At 60.7% G+C, this 18222-nt stretch carries 20 protein-coding genes; 13 read left to right on the top strand and 7 right to left on the bottom strand.

Features of this window, described 5'->3' with window-relative positions; all coding sequences use genetic code 11:
- Positions 1 to 111: 111 nt before the first annotated feature.
- The 6 genes from upp to LH464_RS03900 all read right to left on the bottom strand — a co-directional run bounded on the left by upp (position 112) and on the right by LH464_RS03900 (position 4777).
- On the bottom strand, positions 112 to 741 hold the full coding sequence (upp, locus tag LH464_RS03925) for a uracil phosphoribosyltransferase (protein WP_226785054.1): 630 nt from the start codon (positions 739 to 741) through the stop codon (positions 112 to 114).
- A gap of 82 nt (positions 742 to 823) precedes the next feature.
- On the bottom strand, positions 824 to 1822 hold the full coding sequence (locus LH464_RS03920) for an adenosine deaminase (protein ID WP_226785053.1): 999 nt from the start codon (positions 1820 to 1822) through the stop codon (positions 824 to 826).
- Positions 1819 to 3039 (bottom strand): phosphopentomutase, encoded by a 1221-nt coding sequence (locus LH464_RS03915; protein ID WP_226785052.1) that lies wholly within the window; start codon positions 3037 to 3039, stop codon positions 1819 to 1821. The genes LH464_RS03920 and LH464_RS03915 overlap by 4 nt, the downstream gene beginning before the upstream one ends.
- A 94-nt stretch (positions 3040 to 3133) precedes the next feature.
- Positions 3134 to 3709: a TadE/TadG family type IV pilus assembly protein gene (locus tag LH464_RS03910; RefSeq protein WP_226785051.1), complete on the bottom strand. Its 576-nt coding sequence runs from the start codon at positions 3707 to 3709 to the stop codon at positions 3134 to 3136.
- Positions 3710 to 3720: 11 nt separating this feature from the next.
- A complete protein-coding gene (locus tag LH464_RS03905) occupies positions 3721 to 4326 on the bottom strand; it encodes a TadE/TadG family type IV pilus assembly protein (protein ID WP_226785050.1) in 606 nt (201 codons plus the stop codon).
- A gap of 106 nt (positions 4327 to 4432) precedes the next feature.
- Positions 4433 to 4777: a pilus assembly protein N-terminal domain-containing protein gene (locus tag LH464_RS03900; RefSeq protein ID WP_226785094.1), complete on the bottom strand. Its 345-nt coding sequence runs from the start codon at positions 4775 to 4777 to the stop codon at positions 4433 to 4435.
- 393 nt (positions 4778 to 5170) lie between these two features.
- Between LH464_RS03900 and LH464_RS03895 the strand changes: the two genes are divergently transcribed.
- The 9 genes from LH464_RS03895 to LH464_RS03855 all read left to right on the top strand — a co-directional run bounded on the left by LH464_RS03895 (position 5171) and on the right by LH464_RS03855 (position 13979).
- Complete coding sequence (locus LH464_RS03895; RefSeq protein ID WP_226785049.1) at positions 5171 to 5356, top strand: Flp family type IVb pilin; 186 nt, start codon at positions 5171 to 5173, stop codon at positions 5354 to 5356.
- Positions 5357 to 5444: 88 nt separating this feature from the next.
- Positions 5445 to 5957, top strand: coding sequence for an A24 family peptidase (locus LH464_RS03890; RefSeq protein ID WP_226785048.1), 513 nt, complete (start codon positions 5445 to 5447; stop codon positions 5955 to 5957).
- Between the two features lie 106 nt (positions 5958 to 6063).
- Positions 6064 to 6873 carry a Flp pilus assembly protein CpaB gene (cpaB, locus tag LH464_RS03885; protein ID WP_226785047.1) on the top strand — a complete coding sequence of 270 codons (810 nt, stop codon included), beginning with the start codon at positions 6064 to 6066 and terminating at the stop codon, positions 6871 to 6873.
- A 70-nt stretch (positions 6874 to 6943) separates the two neighbouring features.
- On the top strand, positions 6944 to 8377 hold the full coding sequence (locus LH464_RS03880) for a type II and III secretion system protein family protein (protein WP_226785093.1): 1434 nt from the start codon (positions 6944 to 6946) through the stop codon (positions 8375 to 8377).
- A 101-nt stretch (positions 8378 to 8478) separates the two neighbouring features.
- Positions 8479 to 9129, top strand: coding sequence for a CpaD family pilus assembly protein (locus tag LH464_RS03875; RefSeq protein ID WP_226785092.1), 651 nt, complete (start codon positions 8479 to 8481; stop codon positions 9127 to 9129).
- A gap of 31 nt (positions 9130 to 9160) precedes the next feature.
- On the top strand, positions 9161 to 10453 hold the full coding sequence (locus LH464_RS03870) for an AAA family ATPase (protein ID WP_226785046.1): 1293 nt from the start codon (positions 9161 to 9163) through the stop codon (positions 10451 to 10453).
- Positions 10454 to 10484: 31 nt separating this feature from the next.
- Positions 10485 to 11969 (top strand): CpaF family protein, encoded by a 1485-nt coding sequence (locus LH464_RS03865; RefSeq protein ID WP_226785045.1) that lies wholly within the window; start codon positions 10485 to 10487, stop codon positions 11967 to 11969.
- A 10-nt stretch (positions 11970 to 11979) separates the two neighbouring features.
- Positions 11980 to 12993 carry a type II secretion system F family protein gene (locus LH464_RS03860; RefSeq protein ID WP_226785044.1) on the top strand — a complete coding sequence of 338 codons (1014 nt, stop codon included), beginning with the start codon at positions 11980 to 11982 and terminating at the stop codon, positions 12991 to 12993.
- A gap of 5 nt (positions 12994 to 12998) precedes the next feature.
- Positions 12999 to 13979, top strand: coding sequence for a type II secretion system F family protein (locus LH464_RS03855; RefSeq protein WP_226785043.1), 981 nt, complete (start codon positions 12999 to 13001; stop codon positions 13977 to 13979).
- Between the two features lie 61 nt (positions 13980 to 14040).
- Here the strand turns inward: LH464_RS03855 and LH464_RS03850 are convergent, their stop codons facing one another.
- Positions 14041 to 14868: a tetratricopeptide repeat protein gene (locus tag LH464_RS03850; RefSeq protein WP_226785042.1), complete on the bottom strand. Its 828-nt coding sequence runs from the start codon at positions 14866 to 14868 to the stop codon at positions 14041 to 14043.
- Positions 14869 to 15010: 142 nt separating this feature from the next.
- Here LH464_RS03850 and LH464_RS03845 point away from each other — a divergent pair, with 142 nt between their 5' ends.
- The 4 genes from LH464_RS03845 to LH464_RS03830 all read left to right on the top strand — a co-directional run bounded on the left by LH464_RS03845 (position 15011) and on the right by LH464_RS03830 (position 18109).
- A complete protein-coding gene (locus LH464_RS03845; protein WP_226785041.1) occupies positions 15011 to 16402 on the top strand; it encodes a leucyl aminopeptidase family protein in 1392 nt (463 codons plus the stop codon).
- Between the two features lie 59 nt (positions 16403 to 16461).
- On the top strand, positions 16462 to 16815 hold the full coding sequence (locus LH464_RS03840; protein ID WP_226785040.1) for a MarR family winged helix-turn-helix transcriptional regulator: 354 nt from the start codon (positions 16462 to 16464) through the stop codon (positions 16813 to 16815).
- Positions 16815 to 17663: a C40 family peptidase gene (locus LH464_RS03835; protein WP_226785039.1), complete on the top strand. Its 849-nt coding sequence runs from the start codon at positions 16815 to 16817 to the stop codon at positions 17661 to 17663. The genes LH464_RS03840 and LH464_RS03835 overlap by 1 nt, the downstream gene beginning before the upstream one ends.
- Before the next feature lie 92 nt (positions 17664 to 17755).
- A complete protein-coding gene (locus LH464_RS03830) occupies positions 17756 to 18109 on the top strand; it encodes a hypothetical protein (RefSeq protein WP_226785038.1) in 354 nt (117 codons plus the stop codon).
- The last annotated feature ends 113 nt before the right edge of the window (positions 18110 to 18222 follow it).

Here is an 18222-nt window from a genome sequence, read left to right as displayed (position 1 = left end):
TCTCCAAACTCAAGCTGCCGGTATCATGAGCGGGAGATATGAAGAAGGCCCTGCCGGATTGTCCGCCAGGGCCTGGAGATGGTCGTGCGGTTAAGGCCCGGTGAACGGAGCCTACTTTGTCCCGTACATGCGGTCGCCGGCGTCGCCGAGCCCCGGCACGATGTAGCCCTGCTCGTTCAGATGGCTGTCGATGGCCGCGGTAAAGACCGGCACGTCGGGATGGAACTTGCGAAAATTCTTGAGGCCTTCCGGAGCAGCAAGCAGGCAGAGGAAGCGGATGTTGTGGGCGCCTCTTTCCTTCAGCTTGTCGATCGCCGCGATGGCCGAATTTCCCGTCGCCAGCATAGGGTCGACCACGATGATCAGGCGCTCGGCGATGTCGTCCGGGGCCTTGAAGAAATATTCGATCGCCTGGAGCGTCTCGTGGTCGCGATAGACGCCGATATGGGAAACGCGGGCAGACGGCACTAGCTCCAGCATTCCCTCGAGAAGGCCGTTTCCGGCGCGCAGTATGGAGGCGAAGACGAGCTTCTTGCCTTCCAGGATCGGTGCTTCCATCGGCTGAAGCGGCGTGTCGATCGTTTCCATCGTCAGTTCGAGATCGCGGGTGACCTCATAGCAGAGCAGGGTGGAAATTTCCCGCAACAGGCGCCGGAAGCCCGCCGTCGAAGTTTCCTTCTTGCGCATGATCGTCAGCTTGTGCTGCACCAGCGGATGATCGATGACCGTTACGCCGTCCATCAGAACCTGCCTTCCCCTGTTTGTTTGAATGGTTCACTTCTTGATGGGATTGAGCGGAAACCGCAACCCCCTGATTGCCGCTTTATCCGTGCTGCGTGTTCAGATCCGCCGTCTCCAGCCGCATAAGCAGGCGTTGGCGCATCTCGTCATCAACGAAAGCTGCTTCGAGGGCGGTTCGCGTCATGCCGTTGATTTCGGGCACCGAAAATCCCAGGTCATCGGTTGCAATCCGGTATTCGTTTGCAAGCGAGGTACCAAAGAATGGCGGATCGTCGGAATTGAGGCAGACCCTTACACCGGCTTCCATCAGCCGTTTCAGCGGATGGCTGCGGAAATCGGGATAGACGCCAAGGGCTATATTCGAGCCGGGGCAAACCTCCAGCACGGTCCCGAGGTCCGCAAGCCGCGCCACCAGGTCGGGATCCTCTGCGGCGCGTACTCCGTGGCCGATCCGCGAGGGACGCACGAGATCCAGGGCGTCGCTTACGCTGAAGGCGCCGCACACCTCGCCAGCATGGATCGTTAGGCCCAATCCCGCATCCCGGGCGATATCGAAAGCGCGGACATAGTCCGCCACGCGGCCCATTCGCTCCTCGCCCGCCATGTTGAAGCCGGTCACGAGCGGATTGTTGCTTTTGGCGGCATATTCTGCGACGGCAATCACGCTGTCCGGTCCGAAATGCCGCTCGCCGGTGACGATAATTCGAGCTTCGATCCCGGTTTTGTCCTTGGCCAGCCGGATACCTTCGGAGATGCCGGCCAGATAGGCGTCGGCGCCAAGCCCGATGCGGTCGCCATGATCCGGCGAGACGATGATCTCGCTGTAGATCGTGTTCATGGACGCAAGTTCGTTGAGGTAGGTCTCGGTCAGGTGCGCATAGTCGACGTCGGTTCGGAAGAGTGCGGCCACCCGGTCATAACAGACCAGGAACTGCGCAAAATCGGACCAGACGTAAGACCCGTCGCGCAGGAAAGAGCCGGTGTCTACGCCATACTTGGCAGCCTGCTCGGCCGCCAGGGCAGGCGGTGCTGCTCCTTCGATGTGGCAGTGGATCTCGGCTTTCGGGAGATGTGTGGTCAAAGAAAGCTCCACCCCTGCGCGCCGGCGGGAATAGCCAGATGAGCGGCCACGGATTCCCCGATGTCGGCATAGGTCGGACGAATTCCGATATCTCGCGAACGGATACCGGGCCCGAAGGCCATGACGGGTACGCGTTCCCGCGTATGGTCCGTGCCGCGCCATGTCGGATCGCAACCATGGTCGGCGGTCAGGATAACGAGGTCGCCCGGATGCAGTCGCCGGTGGATTTCGGGCAGTTCGCGATCGAACGCTTCGAGTGCCGCGGCGTAGCCCGGCACGTCGCGCCGATGGCCGTACAACTGGTCGAAATCCACGAAGTTGGTAAAGACGAGATCACCATTTTCGGCCGCTTCCATAGCCTCCAGTGTGGCAGCCATGAGCGCCGCATTGCCGTTCGCCTTGGCGACGCGGGAAACGCCCTGATGTGCGAAGATATCGCCGATTTTGCCAATCGCATGAACCGTGCGTCCAGCCTCCGTCAGACGGTCCAGGAGTGTCGGTTCCGGAGGTGGGATGGAGAAGTCTCGCCGGTTGCCGGTTCGCTCGAATGTTCCCGCCGTCTCGCCGACGAATGGCCGCGCTATGACGCGGCCGATGTTGAGCGGGTCCACGAGCCGGCGCACGGTCTGGCTAAGTTCGATCAGTCGCTCTAGTCCGAAATAGCTTTCGTGCGCTGCAATCTGCAGCACGGAGTCGCTGGACGTGTAGCAGATCGGCTTGCCGGTTCTGATATGCTCCTCGCCCATCTGTGCGACGATGTCTGTGCCGGATGCATGGCAATTGCCAAGGATGCCCGGCACATCGCCTTCGCTGCAGATGGCATCCACCAGTTCCGGCGGAAAGGCATCGCCCTCCGACGGAAAATATCCCCAATCGAACATCACGGGCGTACCGGCGATTTCCCAGTGTCCGGAGGGTGTGTCCTTGCCGCGCGAGATCTCGTCGGCGGCGCCATGCAGCCCGAAGATGCGTTCCGGCCGTTGCATGCCTGCCGGATAGTCTCCGCTCGCGAGCCTGGCTATGTCCAGAAGGCCGAGCGATGACATGTTGGGAAGCTTGAGCGGTCCCTTTCGCAAGCCCGCCCGGTCTGCGGCACCTGCGGCGCAGAATTCGGCGATATGGCCGAGAGTATTGGAGCCAAGATCACCATAGGCCTCGGCATCGCGCGCCCCGCCGACGCCGAAGGAATCCAGAACAAACAGGAAGGCGCGCGCCATTTATCACCCAGAAACAGAAGTCGCGCCGACTGCGGGCACGTTGTCGGGTTACATATAGTTTAGCATAAGCTTTGGCAAAGGGTGGATCGTTCGGTTAGCAGCCGTTGCAGACGATCTGGTCGCCGGTTCGGGCGCGGAAGTAGTAGTCGCGGCGAATGGTAATGTTGCGAAATCGGCTTGGAATGAGCCCCGGCATGAACATCATCAACTGATGGGGAACCCAGACTTCCGCATGGACCACGAAAGATCCCGGCACTTTCATCTGCTCGGGAATTTTCACGGTACTGCCCGGTTCGTAGCCATTTTTGCCGGACTCGCTCCAGGTCCAGTTAACCTTTGCATTCGCGCCATCGACCGAAATGCCGGTGATGTTCATCGAAACATCGTTCAGTCCGTAGGGAACGAAAATGCTATCCGCCACCTGGACCATTGTCCCGAGGAAGGTCTTGTCGACGAATTTCTGCTGGGTCACGAGATCGGCAATGGTGCCGGATGCACGGGCGACCCGCTTGGACACGCTAAGCCCGATCGTCAATTCAAAGACGGTGAGATAGATCATCAGCAGCAAAGGCGCGATGAGCGCGAATTCGACGGCGCCGACGCCAGTGCGGTCACGCCAGAAAGTGCGAAGGCGCGCCATGAGGCCAGTTGCGATCGCGGCTTTTCTCATCCACCCCATCGTCAGTAGGCCTCGTTCTGGAATGTGGCTGTCGCGACGATGAGGAACTCGTTTGGAAGTGATCCATCGGCCGGGCGGAGACCGGAAATATAGGGGCGGACCAGATCGGTCACGACGCTCCAGCGGTAATAGGCGCGTAACATGTTCTTGCTGCTGGGGCCGCCCGGGGTAAACGTGTTTGCCGCGTCGAGGTCACCGTTTTTGCGGGGAATGTAGTCCGGGATCTCCGCGAAGGTGGAAAAGCTGCGAACGTCGAGGATGAGTTTGTCCCCTCCATCATCGCTGCATTGGATGAGAATGGAGATTTCATCGCAGAACATGTCGCGGAACTGAGCTTCCGTCTTGTCGGTCGCCACGTTGTACGCCCGGGTGATCTGACCGGTGCGCAGCTGGCGGGCCATCGTATCGGTGGCATTCGCGACAAGCTGTTCGCCCGTGAATGCGATGAACGTCTCTATGATTGCGAAGACGACCAGGAAGTAGGGAATGGCAAGCAGCGCGAACTCGATCGCCGCCGCACCGTCGCGTGAACGCACGAGCCGCCATGCGAGCCGCTTGGGGCCAGCATCGGTCGAGTCTTCACTGGATGTGTTCAGCGTCTTGCACATGGTTCGATCGGACCTGCTGTAGAGCAGGCGGATCGTACGCGGGCTTTATTGAGATTCCGTTGCCGGGCAACACGCATTTGGAATCAAAAATGGCCGGCCCTGTGCATCAGGGAGGGGTGATGTTGGAGAATTCCGCGTGTTGCTCACAATTGGGAGTACACGACAGAATGGCGCGATCGGTCTGGCGGAACACGCGCACGGTATTGCCCTCATCGATCGAGACAAGGACGCGTTCGTCGGCGATGGCATTGCCCTCACTGTCGAGAAGCACGAGATTGGTGGTACCAAAGCTGCGCCCGGTCAGAACAATAGTTGTGGGATCGGCCACCGTGGCATCGGCGACGTTGGCGTTGCCGACGATCACCTTGCTGACTGGTCGATCGAGCCGCAAGACGCGGGCCTGATTCATGAATACGCGCAGCAGGTCCTCTTCCTCAGCAAAGGACGGCATGGTGCTACCGGCCAGTGCGGCCAGGGCAATGCAGAAGCGGACGGTGGCGATGGATGGCATTCCCGAACCTTTAAGTAGGTGCTGCCACGGCACCATGATGCAGATTGGTGAATGAAGCTTTAAGGAGCCTCGATCCTCCAGCATCGAAACACGGTGCAGCGACCTCACACGTCGTCGCGGCAAGCGCTGGACCTCACTGGATAATTTGTTTCCAGTCGCAAAAACAATAATTTAGATTCACCTAAAGAGACATTGTTCCGGCCCGAGCCGTTAACGTTTCGGTAACGGTCTTCTTTAAGTGGATTGCAATCGTCTCGCGCTACGGTTGTTGCATCCGAACAACGGAAAACAGTTGTCGGGAAGTGCTGACCAACCAACACCGTGGGAGTTCCTATGTCTAAGTTTTTTGCACGCTTCAAGAAAGATGAATCCGGCGCGACTGCCATCGAGTATGGCCTGATCGCAGCCCTCATCTCCGTAGCTCTGATTGCTGGCGCATCGACGCTGGGCGACTCGTTGAGCAACACCTTCAACGGCATCTCTAACAAGATGGATACCGCAGGGGCAGCTCACGACTAAAATGAGCAACGCGGAAGGCTGTCATCGCTTGGCGGCCTTCCGTACTTCCTGGCTGTGAACCGGCGAAGCCGGTTTTGGAGGATCTTGAATGGGCGCTGCAATTCTTCTGATTCCGCCCATCTGCCTCTTCATGGCGGCGGTCATCGACCTTTTCACGATGACGATTCCCAATCGTCTTTCCATCTTCCTCCTCGCATCCTTCATGGTCCTGGCGCCCGTTTCCGGCCTGCCATGGGCTGAAATCAGCATGAGCTTTGCGGCAGGCGCCGTCGTTCTGCTGGTATGTTTCGGCTTTTTCGCGCTCAACGTCATGGGCGGTGGCGACGTCAAGCTGCTTGCGGCATCGGCTCTCTGGTTCGGCTTTAGCCCGGCGCTCGGCGCCTTCATCTTCCAAACTGCTCTCTGGGGCGGACTGGTAACCTTGCTCGTCATGCTGATCCGTTCGCAGGCCGATCGCTTCGCCGTCATCGGCACGATAGTCCCGGCGCAGATCCTGACGACGAAGAAGGTTCCCTACGGCGTGGCAATCGGCATTGCCGGCCTCATGACATTCTGGAGCTCTCCCATTGCGGTGAGCGCCATGGCCGCCCTCAAGCAGTAGCGGTCGCACGGTTACCATTCGTTAACCACACTCGTATTCCGGTTATTAACCTTAATTACACTATTGCGCGCCATTCTTCCGGACGTTGGGGTCCCGGGGAATGGTCATGAAACCTGCTCGTCTTTTAATTTTGATGGTAGCTGTCGTTGCCGCAGGCCTTGCCGGCGTGCTGGCAATGCGCCTGTCAGGGACGAGCGCGCCGCAAATTGCCCAAACCATCATAGAAAAGCAGCCGAGCGTGAGCGTGCTCGTTTCCTCGGCCAATCTGCCGGTGGGCAGCCGTCTCGATCAGGAAAAGCTGCGCTGGCTCCCATGGCCGAAGGATGGGATCGTCGAGGGCTTCATCACCCAGGACGCGCGACCCGAAGCAATCACCGAATTGAATGGCATGGTCGTCCGTCTCCCCCTGTTCGAGGGTGAGCCGGTTCGCGGCGAAAAGATTGCCGACTCTTCCAACAGGATCATGTCCTCGCTCCTGCCTGCCGGAAAGCGGGCTGTGGCAACCGATATCTCTGTCGCCACCGGCGCCGGCGGCTTCGTCCTTCCGAACGATCGTGTCGACGTCATCATGGTCCGTCGCAGCGATGAAGGGCGATTCCTTACGGAGGAAGTTCTCACCAACATCCGCGTCCTGGCTGTCGATCAGCAGATCCAGGAGAGCGCGGAGGGCACGAAGACTGTGCTTGGCACCACGGCAACGCTGGAACTGACACTGGACCAGGCAAAGGTCATCGTCGTTGCCCAGCAGATGGCCGACCGCCTCACGCTGGCGCTGCGTTCGGTAGCCGACGCTCAGGAGCCGGATACCATCGCGGCAGACTATCTGCTGAACGGCGGGGGCAAGGCCGAGGTCCAGGTGATCAAGTCGGGCTCCATCGTCGGCAGCCAGCAAAACAACAGCACGCATACGCAGTGAACGGAGCGCGGACGTGACGAAACAGGGACGCAAACTTCGCAGCACTGCACTGGCGGGCCTGGCATTCGCCATGGCCTTCTCCGGCGTGCCGCACGAATTCGGCGCCGGGGGTTTTTCGGTTCCACAGGCAGCAGCGCAGGAAAACAGCATTGTCCGGATCAGCCAGTCCGGTGTCGGTGTGCGCAAGCGCCTGAAGCTCGGGCTGAACAAGGCTCTCGTCGTCGATCTTCCGGCCGATGCCCACGACATATTGGTCGCCGACCCATCAATGGCCGATGCGGTTACCCGAACCTCCCGGCGCATCTACCTCTTCGGCAAGACGGTCGGCCAGACGAATATCTTCATCTTCGGCCGTAACGGCGAAGAGATCGTCAGCCTGGATCTGGAAATCGAGCGGGACATCTCCGGCCTCGAGACGAACCTCCGTCGCTTCCTGCCCGACTCTGACATCAAGGTGGAGATCGTCTCGGACAACATCGTCCTCACCGGATCGGTGCGCACCCCCCAGGACGCCACGCAGGCGGCCAAACTCGCCACCATTTTTCTGACCGGCGGCGAGGCCACGACCCGCACGGAAGTCGCGACCAGCCCGAACAGTGGCGACGGTGCCGTTGCGCTCTATGCCGAAGGCCGTCAAAAGTCTCAGGTCGTCAACCTCCTGACCATCGAAGGCGAGGATCAGGTCACCCTGAAGGTGACGGTGGCCGAAATACGCCGTGAAGTCGTCAAGCAACTGGGCTTCGACAACATCTTCCAGCGCAATCCGGTCGGATCTGGTTCCAGTTTGGACGTACTGGCGGTCGCCACCGGCGCAGATGGAGTGATCGGGCGTGTCGCGGGGAATGTCGGCAAGCTCAGCATCGATATGGTTCTCAGCGCGCTCGAACAGGCAAACGCCATCCGCACATTGGCTGAACCGACGCTGACAGCGATTTCCGGCCAGTCCGCTACCTTCAATTCCGGCGGCGAGCGCCTCTATTCGACGACCAATTCGGACGGGGATACCGTGATTACCCCTTACGAATACGGTATATCGCTCGGCTTCACGCCGACCGTGCTGTCGTCCGGCCGCATCAGCCTGCGCATCCAGACACGCGTTTCGGAACCGGTCGCGAGCACCAACGGCGTAGAATACCGCAAGCGCGACGCGGAGACCGTGCTGGAGCTGCCGTCCGGTGGTTCGATCGCCCTAGCCGGGCTGATCAGGGACGACGTCCAGCAGACGATGAGCGGCACACCCGGGGTATCCAAAATTCCCCTGCTTGGCGCCGCATTCCGGCAAAAGGCTCTGGAGCGGACGGAGACCGAACTGGTCATCATCGCCACGCCTTATCTGGTACGCCCCGTCGCCCGTAACGACCTTTCCCGCCCGGACGACAACTTCAATCCGGCAAGTGACGCCGCAAGCGTGCTCCTCGGCCATGTCAACCGCATCTACGGCCGCAAGGACGCTCCACCTCCTGCCCTTCCTTACGAAGGCAATGTCGGGTTCATCTACAAATGACAACCGCGCGCCCAACCAACACATCCGCCTTAGGCAGCGCGCAGGAAAGGCGCCCGACGATGAGCTCTACTCAGAGAATCAGAATTGCAAACCTCGGCAGGATGTCGGCGGTGGCCGTGTTTCTAGGCGCCGCGTCGCTGATGTCCGGATGCGCCAATCCAGACGGAATGCACACGAGTTCTCTTCCGGACGACTACCGGACCCGCCACCCGATCATCGTCGGCGAGGCCGAAAAGACGATCGACATACCGATTGCCGCAGGTGACCAGGGGCTGACCAGAGGCCAGAGCGAAGTGATCGCGGGCTTCGCCTCCGAATACATGCGTTCCTCGAAGGGCATCATCCGGATCATGACACCGCAGGGAGCACCGAATTCCGGCGCCGCCGCGTCGGCTACAAGCGACATCCGCCGGCTGCTTGTCCGCATGGGCGTACCGAAGAACCACATTCTGCAGACCGGTTTTGCAGCTGATGGATACGGCGCGTCGGCGCCGGTTCGGCTGGCCTATGTGGCGGTGACCGCCCAGACCGAACCCTGTGGGGAATGGCCGGCGGACATGACGCTGAACACGACCGAAAACAGGAACTACTACAACTTCGGCTGCGCCAGCCAGCGCAACCTCGCGGCCCAGATCGCCAATCCCAACGACCTTCTCGGCCCTCGTCGCATGACGCCGCCCGATGCCGAGCAGCGGGGCCAGGCCATGGAGCGCTATCGCGGGGCCTATACGGAACTGGAGGATATGAATTGATCCACCCTCTTCTGGTACAGCAGGTGGCGGCATGAGCCCGGTAGAATACAACATCCGGATGGAACCGGACGCGCACAGCGCGGTCCCGGACGATGCAGTCGTCCAGTCCGAGTTTGCCGCGCTACGCCCTCTGCCGCGCATCTCCATCCATGCCTTCTGCGAAGGCGATGCGATGCAGCGCACGATGGAGCGAATGGCACTCGACCGTCGCATGGCCAAGGTCAATATGCGGGTGACGAATGGCGGCATCGAAGCTGCTGCCAATATGTTTTCCTCCGCGCCCACACCGAACCTGATCATTCTCGAAACGGATGCGGAGCCGCGCAATCTGCTCGGCGAACTGGCGCCGCTTGCGGAAGTCTGCGATCCGACGACGCGCGTTATCGTCGTTGGCCGCTACAACGACATTCCGCTCTATCGTGAACTGATCCGCAACGGGATCTCGGAATATCTCGTTGGCCCGGTACAGATGGGCGACATGCTGGCCTCGGTCTCCGCGATCTTTGTCGATCCGGACGCAGAGCCTCTCGGCAAGTCCATCGCGTTCATCGGCGCCAAGGGCGGTGTCGGTTCCTCGACCATCGCGCATAACTGCGCGTTCGGGATTTCCAACCTGTTTTCGACCGAAACCATTCTGGCTGACCTCGACCTGCCGTTCGGCACGGCCAACATTGATTTCGATCAGGACCCGGCTCAAGGCATTGCCGAGGCCGTCTTTGCGCCGGAGCGGCTCGACGAGGTATTCCTCGACCGGCTTTTGACCAAGTGCTCGGAACATCTGTCGCTGCTCGCCGCGCCATCCTTGCTGGACCGTGCGTATGATTATGGCGGCAACGCCTTCCAGCCGGTGGTTGAAATCCTCCAGCGAAGCGCGCCGATAGCCGTTCTCGACGTGCCGCACGCCTGGAACGAATGGACGCGCTCCCTGCTTGCCGATGTCGACGAGGTGGTAATTTCCGCCGTTCCGGACCTCGCCAACCTTCGCAATACGAAGAACATGATCGATGCGCTTCGTAAGCTCCGTCCGAACGACCATGCGCCGCACCTGATATTGAACCAGGTTGGCATGCCGAAACGGCCGGAAATAGCTCCTGCCGATTTCTGCGAGGCTCTGGAATTGGAGCCCATCGCTATTCTGCCCTTTGATGTGCAGCTCTTCGGTAATGCCGCCAACAGCGGTCGAATGGTTTCCGAAATCGACGCGAAGTCACCCGCGGCGGAAACCTTTTCGCAGATCTGCCACGTGATTACGGGGCGGGCGACGCTGAAGAAGGCAAGGAAGGGCGGACTTTCCAAGGTCCTGGGAATGCTACGGCGCACCTGAGTGCGCGCCATGATGAAGACTGGATAGGTTGATGTTCGGAAAACGCGGAAACGAAGGATTCGGAAAGAGCGCCGTCGGTACCATCGTGCCCGCAGTGGTGGCGACACCGGTCGCCGCCACACCGAGCGGACCTGAGGTCTTTGCAGAACCCCTACAGGACGCCGCTCTGTCGCGGCACCAGCTCGCGTCCCCGCCTGTTGTTCCCGCGCCAGCGCGTAAGAAGACCGCGCGCACCGAAGTGTACTACGATACCAAGAGCCAGGTTTTTTCGGCGCTCATCGACACGATCGACCTGTCCCAGCTTGCCAAGCTGGACGGGGAAAGCGCACGCGAAGAAATCCGCGATATCGTCAACGATATCATCACCATCAAGAATTTCGCGATGTCGATCTCGGAGCAGGAGGAACTGCTTGAGGACATCTGCAACGACGTTCTGGGCTACGGCCCGCTTGAGCCGCTTCTGGCGCGCGATGACATTGCCGACATCATGGTGAATGGCTCCGGCCAGACTTTCATCGAAGTCGGCGGCAAGACCATCGAATCGGAAATCCGCTTCCGGGATAATTCGCAGCTTCTGTCCATCTGCCAGCGGATCGTCAGCCAGGTAGGCCGGCGTGTCGATGAATCGTCACCGATCTGCGACGCCCGCTTGCCGGATGGATCGCGTGTCAACGTCATTGCTCCGCCGCTCGCGATCGACGGGCCGGCGCTGACCATTCGTAAGTTCAAGAAGGACAAGCTGACCCTGGAGCAGCTCGTCAAATACGGATCGATCACGGCGGAGGGTTCCACGCTCCTGCAGATCATCGGACGTGTCCGCTGTAATGTCGTCATCTCAGGCGGCACGGGTTCCGGCAAGACGACATTGCTCAACTGCCTTACCCGCCACATTGATACGGACGAGCGCGTCATTACCTGCGAGGATACGGCAGAACTGCAACTGCAGCAGCCGCATGTGGTCCGCCTGGAAACCCGTCCGCCCAACATCGAAGGCGAGGGCGAGATCACCATGCGCGACCTCGTCAAGAACTGCCTTCGTATGCGGCCCGAGCGCATCATCGTCGGCGAAGTGCGCGGACCGGAGGTCTTCGACCTGTTGCAGGCGATGAACACCGGTCACGATGGCTCCATGGGGACGATCCACGCCAATACGCCGCGCGAATGCCTCAGCCGTATGGAATCGATGATCGCCATGGGCGGTTTCAGCCTCCCGGCCAAGACGGTGCGCGAGATTATTTCCGGATCTATCGACATCATCATTCAGGCGGCGCGCCTTCGCGACGGTTCGCGTCGCATTACGCATGTGACCGAGGTGATCGGGATGGAGGGTGACGTCATCGTTACCCAGGACCTGATGCGTTACGAGATCGATGGGGAAGATGCCAACGGCAGGCTGATCGGACGGCACGTCTCGACGGGCATTGCAAAGCCGCATTTCTGGGATCGCGCCCGCTACTACAACGAGGAACGTCGCCTGGCATCCGCTCTGGACGCCATGGATCAGATGACGAATTAGGGGCGCCTGAATGTTCGGTCTCGATATGACGGTCGTGCTGATCATCGCGCTGGCGGCGGTCGCGGCCGGTGCCCTATGCTATGTGTTCCTGTTCTCGCGTATCGAAACTGAGAAGAAGACCGATGCGCGCATCAACCGCGTCAAGGCGGCGGAATCCGATCTCACCAAGGTCAAGGCAGCACGCGACCGGGTGCAGGAAATGTCGAAGCGCCGCAAGTCGGTGCAGGACTCGCTCAAGGATCTCGAAAAGAAGCAGGAAGAGAAGTCTCGCAAGATGGGCAACGGCAGCATCAAGTCGCGCCTTGCCCAGACAGGCCTGTCGCTGCAGCTGAGCCATTTCTACATATTGAGTGTCGCTCTGGGTCTTGCCTTCCTGTTGATGCCTTTGATTGCCGGTGCTCCTTTGGTCGCCGCCCTTGGTGCCAGCTTCGTCGCTGCATTGGGTCTCCCGCGCTGGATCGTGGGTTTTCTCGTAAAGCGGCGGCAGAAGAAGTTTCTGAACGAGTTTCCGAACGCGCTCGACGTCATGGTTCGATCCATCAAATCGGGCTTGCCGCTCAATGACGCGCTGCGGCTGATTGCGTCCGACGGACAGGAGCCGGTCAAGGCCGAGTTCAAGCGCGTGGTCGAATCCCAGCAGGTTGGCTTCAGCATTCCCGAAGCCTGCGTTCGCATGATGCAGACCATGCCGCTGTCGGAAGTGAGCTTTTTCTCGATCGTCATCATGATCCAGAGTCAGGCGGGCGGTAACCTGTCGGAGGCCCTGGGCAATCTGGCGAAGGTTCTTCGCGAGCGAAAGAAGATGAAGGCCAAGGTCCAGGCTCTCTCCATGGAAGCCAAGGCGTCTGCAGCCATCATCGGTGCACTGCCCTTCATCGTGGCGCTGCTCGTCTACCTGACTTCGCCCGAATACATGATGATCCTCTTCACCGATTCCCGGGGTCACATCATCATGCTGCTGTCCGGGATCTGGATGTCCATCGGCCTCCTTGTCATGCGCAACATGATCAACTTCGAGATATAGCTGCCATGACCAAGGATCTCGCCGCGACCCTGACCGATCCAGCCTTTCTTTTCGCCGTGCTGGTCGCGGTCGCCGTGTTCGCGACGTTCTACACGCTCGCAAGCCCCTTTCTTGAGCGGGGGGATCTCAACAAACGCATGAAGGCCGTTTCCACGGAACGGGATATGATGAGGGCACGTGAGCGCGCTCGCATGAATGCCGATGCGTCCAAGACCACTCTGCGCACCCAGAACAACCAATCGGTTCGCCAGATTGTCGAACGCTTCAATTTGCGAAAGGCTCTCGTCGACGACAACACCGTCAACCGTCTGCGCGCGGCTGGCTTGCGAACGCAGAATGCCCTGAACGTGTTTCTGGTGGCTCGCTTCCTTTTGCCGTTCGTGTTTCTGACACTCGCGGTCCTCTGGATCTTCGTGCTCGGAAACCTGACGGATCGGCCCTTCGCCATACGCATGCTTGTTGCGATCGTCGTGGCCTATGTAGGCTTCTATCTGCCGAACATCTATATCAGCAACCGGGTGACCAAGCGGCAGCACTCGATCAAGCGGGCCTGGCCGGATGCGCTCGACCTGATGCTGATCTGCGTGGAATCGGGCATTTCGATCGAAGCCGGCATGCGGCGGGTCGCCGAGGAGATGAGCAGTCAGTCACCCGAGCTGGCCGAGGAAATGGTGCTGACGACAGCCGAGCTTTCCTTCCTTCCCGATCGCCGGGTCGCGCTGGAGAACCTCGGGACGCGCACCCAGCTCGATATCGTCAAGAATGTCACGCAAGCCCTGATCCAGGCGGAACGCTACGGCACGCCGATCGCCCAGGCATTGCGCGTGCTGGCGCAGGAGGGACGCGACGAACGGATGAACGAGGCCGAGAAAAAGGCGGCTGCCCTGCCGCCCAAGCTTACCGTACCGATGATCCTGTTCTTCCTTCCGGTGCTGGTGGCCGTTATCCTTGGGCCCGCCGGCATCCAGGTTTCCGATAAGTTCTGATCATGCCTGAACAAAGAAAAGCCCGGTGTTTGCCGGGCTTTTCTTTGTGTCGAATGGACGATCAGTTCGTCGCGGATTTCGGCTTGCCATCCTTGTCGGCAAGCTTTGCCCAGGAGTTCTGCTGCGACAGCATCGAGCGCAGATAGGTGACGTTGGCATCAGCCTGCTGCTGCGACAGTTCCCGCTTGGCGATCTCCTCGGCCTCCTGGAAGCGCCCCTGCAGGCCGACCACGAGAGCAAGGTTCTGGCGTACACGGCTGTCTGCGGCAGGCTGCTGGGTCGCGGAGCGCATGTAGGTCTCGGCCGTGCGAAGGTCGCCCGACAGGACATAGGACATGCCGAGATTGGACATCACCGTAGGCTCGTTGGGCTGAGTGTTCAGTGCCATCCTGTATTTCTGGCGCGCCTCTGCCGAGCGGCCGAGCTGGTCGAGAACGGCGCCTTCAGCGGAATAGAGGCGCCAGTCAGGGCGATCCGGCGTCTGGGAACGTTGGATCGTCGCGAGCGCCTGCTCCAGTTGGCCCGCGGCCGCCTGGGCCTTGCCGTAGGCTGCCAGCACATCCCTGTCGGTCGGATGGGCGATGACGACCTGCTGCATGACGGCGAGCGCCTGCGTGTGCTTGCCGGTCATGCCGAGAACCTGTGCATAGCGCAATCCGGTATTGCGGTCTTTGGGATTGCGGTCGTATGCCGCACCGATCGACTGCTCCGCATTGTTCAGCTGAGTTCCGCTCATGCCATCCAGCGATGCAGCGGTTGAGGGAATGGATCCCGTGGTCAACGTGTCGTTCTTGCTGGCGCAGCCGGCCAGCGCCAGTGCAAGCAGGACCGCACCGGTGGTCCGGGTGAGGCGGTCCTTGTTGGCAATCAAACGGCGTGCTGCGGTCATGGCGGTTATCTCATGGACTTGAGGGCAGGCAAGATTTCTAGAACCGGGGCCTCGAGTGGGTGGCGAATCCTCACGACCAGAAATAAAGTATTAACCCTAATGGAGCGTTAAAGCTTTGATCCGCCACGCATGAAGGTCTCCCATGACAAGCTTCCAGCACATCTTTCGCCCCTCGTTCTTTGCCGATCCGGCATCCGCCTCGCGCCCCGTGTTTGCCGTAACCCCGGCCGATATCACGGAGGGTCGCCTCGACGCCGGGACACTCGCATGGGTGCGGGCCGCGGGCTTCAAGGCTGAAGCGGGCGCCTTTCTGCTGGTACCCTCCTCAACCGGAGAGCTTGCTTCTGCGCTGTTCGGCCTCGGTTCGGAACCTGCCGAAGCCCCCTTGATCGCTGGCAGGCTTGCGAAACTGCTCCCCGCAGGCGACTGGCATGTCGAAGGGACTGGACTGCCGGCGGACAAGGTGGCCCTCGGCTTCGGGCTCGGGGGCTACAGCTTCGGCCGCTACAGGCAGGACAAGCAGAAGGACGTGCGTCTGGCGCTTGCCGCAGACCTTCGTGCGGATGTGGAACGCCAGCTGGCGGGTGTGTTTCTGGCACGCGATCTCATCAATACACCGACGAACGACATGGGGCCGGAGGATCTGGAGAGCGTGTTTCGCGCACTCGGCAGTCACTACGGCGCGGAGGTTTCCTCCATCGTCGGCGACGAGCTGCTGGCCAGGAACTTCCCGCTTGTCCACGCGGTGGGCCGCGCCAGTGCGCAGGCCCCGCGGCTGCTCGATATGCGCTGGGGCAGGGGCAGCGGCCCCCGGGTCACGCTCGTTGGCAAGGGTGTCTGCTTCGATACCGGGGGGCTCGATATCAAGGGTGCCGCCAACATGCTCCTGATGAAGAAGGATATGGGCGGTGCCGCCAATGTCATGGGCCTGGCGTTGATGATCATGGATGCCGGCCTGGATGTGGACCTGCGCGTCCTGGTGCCGGCAGTGGAAAACTCGATCGCCGCCGACGCGTTCCGCCCCGGCGATATTTACCGTAGCCGCAAGGGCATAACGGTTCAGATCGACAACACCGATGCCGAGGGCCGCCTCGTCCTTGCCGATGCATTGGCTTATGCGGAGGAAGAGCCGAGCGATCTTCTGATCGACATGGCGACGCTCACGGGAGCCGCGCGCGTAGCGCTCGGCCCGGACATCGCGCCGTTCTTCACAGACCACGACGATCTTGCTGCGCGTCTTTCTGAAATTGCCGGACAGGAGAATGATCCGATCTGGCGCCTGCCGCTCTGGCAGGGCTATGACAAGGATCTGAAGTCGCGCGCCGCAGACATCACCAATGCCCCGTCCGGCGGCATGGCCGGGTCGATCACGGCTGCCCTCTTCCTCAAGCGCTTCGTCGGCCGCCAGACCCGATGGGCGCATTTCGACGTCTATGGATGGACGCTCGCCGACAAGCCGCATTCGCCGGTGGGCGGTGAAGCTTTCGCAATACGCTCGCTCTACCGGCACATCCAGGACATGGCGAAGGCCTAGCAATGATCCGGTAATGGCTTGGGCTTAAAATCGCTTCTTCTGAAGAGCAGGGAGCGGTCATGCCGGTTGAACTGACATCGACGGAGGCGCTGGGCCTGTGGCAGCGGGTGACGCTGGAGCAGGTTCGGCGCGAAGGGCCGGATCTGAGCTTGCGGCAGATGGCGATCCTGCTGCATATCTATCTGGTCCCTCCGCCGCACACCGTGCGCGGTCTGGCCGCAGCACTGAACGTCACCAAGCCGGTAGTCACCCGCGCTCTGGATACGATGGGCGATATGGGGCTGGTGGACCGGGTTCGCGACGAGGCCGACCGCCGCAACGTCGTGGTGAAGCGGACGGTCGCGGGCGCGCTCTATCTGGAGCAGTTGGCGGATCTGATCCGCAAGGAGGGCCGGGTATCGGCGCGGAACTGATGACGACGATATTGGACAGAAGACTGCATGCGCACCGTCCCGATCTTGCCGATCAAAGGCTTGAGGGTCGCATCGCTGCCGAAAGGTTCGTAACGGGCGAACCTGCGAACATTGCACTGCCGGTAGCAGCGTTGCGCGCAGAGCCGGACATGGATCGCGGCATCGACACGGAACTGTTGTTCGGCGAGAGCGTGCGCGTTTTCGAGCGGGCGAACGGCTGGGCTTGGGTGCAGGCGGACCTGGACGGCTATGTCGGCTACCTTCCGGAGGACCAGCTCGGCGCGCCCGAAAATGTGACACATGTCATCCGAGCGCCAAGGACTTTCGTCTATCCGTCGCCCGAGCTTCGTCGTCCTGCCGTTGCGGCGCTCTCCATGGGCAGCCGGATCAGGGCTGTAGGCGAGGCGGAAACCCGCGGAACCCGTTATCTGACGATGGCCGACGGCAGCGCCGTCATTGCCGGTCATTGCCTGCCCGTAGGCGAGGCAATAGGCGAGGATTATGTGGCGGTCGCGGCACGCTTTCTCGAAACGCCCTATCTCTGGGGTGGACGCTCCGGCTTCGGTATCGATTGCTCGGCGCTGGTCCAGCTGTCCCTGATGATGGTCGGACGAACATTCCCACGGGATTCGGATATGCAGTCGGCAATGGGGACGGAGATTTCCCGAGAGGAACTGCAGCGCGGCGACCTTGTCTTCTGGAAGGGCCATGTCGGTCTGATGGAGGATCAAGAGATGCTGCTTCATGCGAACGGCCATACGATGACCGTCGCCCGAGAGAACTTCGAAGCCGCCGTGCAACGGATCGGGTGGCTCTACAGCCAGCCAACAGGCTACCGCCGGCTTTAGTCACGAGCCGGCCGATCACAAAAACGTGGCACGCGGCCCATGGCACGCGACGACGCGAGATCATATCTTCCGGGTGTTGATAGGGATTCGCCATGCTGAAAACTGCCTGGATTTTGCCGCTGCTGATGCTCTTGGCCGCCGTGCTCGCAACGCTTGCTCCTGCACGGGCGGATGACGGATTCCGGCAGCAACCGCGGAACAGCTTCCACGATCTTCCGGGTGTCGTACCGGAGCAAGAGCGTGTCGGCCGCGACAGCTATTCTTGCACGAGCAGCATCGAGGAGGTCTATATCGGCCGCGGTGACCGTTACGACATTCTGTATGGTGACGCGGCACCGCGCCGGGTCTATCGCTGCAAGACCGAAAGCGGGCTCTCCTTTTCCGGCACAAGGCTTCCCAACACTCAGTGGGTGCCGGGCCTGAACCCGTATCATCTGCCGAAATAGGCAATCTTTTTTCAAAGCGCTGCCGTATTGCGACCGGATCTTGCGATCTTGCCGGCGGTCATTGACGCCGCCCGTTCACTGCCTCACAAATTCTCTCAGGAGTAGGCACGCCT

The organism is Pseudorhizobium xiangyangii, assembly GCF_020531965.1.
Taxonomy (GTDB): Bacteria; Pseudomonadota; Alphaproteobacteria; order Rhizobiales; family Rhizobiaceae; genus Neorhizobium; species Neorhizobium xiangyangii.
The sequence above is the reverse complement of the archived record's forward strand: the minus strand, read 5'-3'. Positions and strand labels throughout refer to the sequence as shown.

Excerpts from the sequence above, each read along its gene's own strand:
- upp (WP_226785054.1), bottom strand. The coding sequence starts at position 741 with ATGGACGGCGTAACGGTCATCGATCATCCGCTGGTGCAGCACAAGCTG.
- LH464_RS03915 (WP_226785052.1), bottom strand. The coding sequence starts at position 3,039 with ATGGCGCGCGCCTTCCTGTTTGTTCTGGATTCCTTCGGCGTCGGCGGG.
- LH464_RS03910 (WP_226785051.1), bottom strand. The coding sequence starts at position 3,709 with ATGAGAAAAGCCGCGATCGCAACTGGCCTCATGGCGCGCCTTCGCACT.
- LH464_RS03905 (WP_226785050.1), bottom strand. The coding sequence starts at position 4,326 with ATGTGCAAGACGCTGAACACATCCAGTGAAGACTCGACCGATGCTGGC.
- LH464_RS03900 (WP_226785094.1), bottom strand. The coding sequence starts at position 4,777 with ATGCCGTCCTTTGCTGAGGAAGAGGACCTGCTGCGCGTATTCATGAAT.
- LH464_RS03895 (WP_226785049.1), top strand. The coding sequence starts at position 5,171 with ATGTCTAAGTTTTTTGCACGCTTCAAGAAAGATGAATCCGGCGCGACT.
- LH464_RS03890 (WP_226785048.1), top strand. The coding sequence starts at position 5,445 with ATGGGCGCTGCAATTCTTCTGATTCCGCCCATCTGCCTCTTCATGGCG.
- cpaB (WP_226785047.1), top strand. The coding sequence starts at position 6,064 with ATGAAACCTGCTCGTCTTTTAATTTTGATGGTAGCTGTCGTTGCCGCA.
- LH464_RS03880 (WP_226785093.1), top strand. The coding sequence starts at position 6,944 with ATGGCCTTCTCCGGCGTGCCGCACGAATTCGGCGCCGGGGGTTTTTCG.
- LH464_RS03875 (WP_226785092.1), top strand. The coding sequence starts at position 8,479 with ATGTCGGCGGTGGCCGTGTTTCTAGGCGCCGCGTCGCTGATGTCCGGA.
- LH464_RS03870 (WP_226785046.1), top strand. The coding sequence starts at position 9,161 with ATGAGCCCGGTAGAATACAACATCCGGATGGAACCGGACGCGCACAGC.
- LH464_RS03865 (WP_226785045.1), top strand. The coding sequence starts at position 10,485 with ATGTTCGGAAAACGCGGAAACGAAGGATTCGGAAAGAGCGCCGTCGGT.
- LH464_RS03860 (WP_226785044.1), top strand. The coding sequence starts at position 11,980 with ATGTTCGGTCTCGATATGACGGTCGTGCTGATCATCGCGCTGGCGGCG.
- LH464_RS03855 (WP_226785043.1), top strand. The coding sequence starts at position 12,999 with ATGACCAAGGATCTCGCCGCGACCCTGACCGATCCAGCCTTTCTTTTC.
- LH464_RS03850 (WP_226785042.1), bottom strand. The coding sequence starts at position 14,868 with ATGACCGCAGCACGCCGTTTGATTGCCAACAAGGACCGCCTCACCCGG.
- LH464_RS03845 (WP_226785041.1), top strand. The coding sequence starts at position 15,011 with ATGACAAGCTTCCAGCACATCTTTCGCCCCTCGTTCTTTGCCGATCCG.
- LH464_RS03840 (WP_226785040.1), top strand. The coding sequence starts at position 16,462 with ATGCCGGTTGAACTGACATCGACGGAGGCGCTGGGCCTGTGGCAGCGG.
- LH464_RS03835 (WP_226785039.1), top strand. The coding sequence starts at position 16,815 with ATGACGACGATATTGGACAGAAGACTGCATGCGCACCGTCCCGATCTT.
- LH464_RS03830 (WP_226785038.1), top strand. The coding sequence starts at position 17,756 with ATGCTGAAAACTGCCTGGATTTTGCCGCTGCTGATGCTCTTGGCCGCC.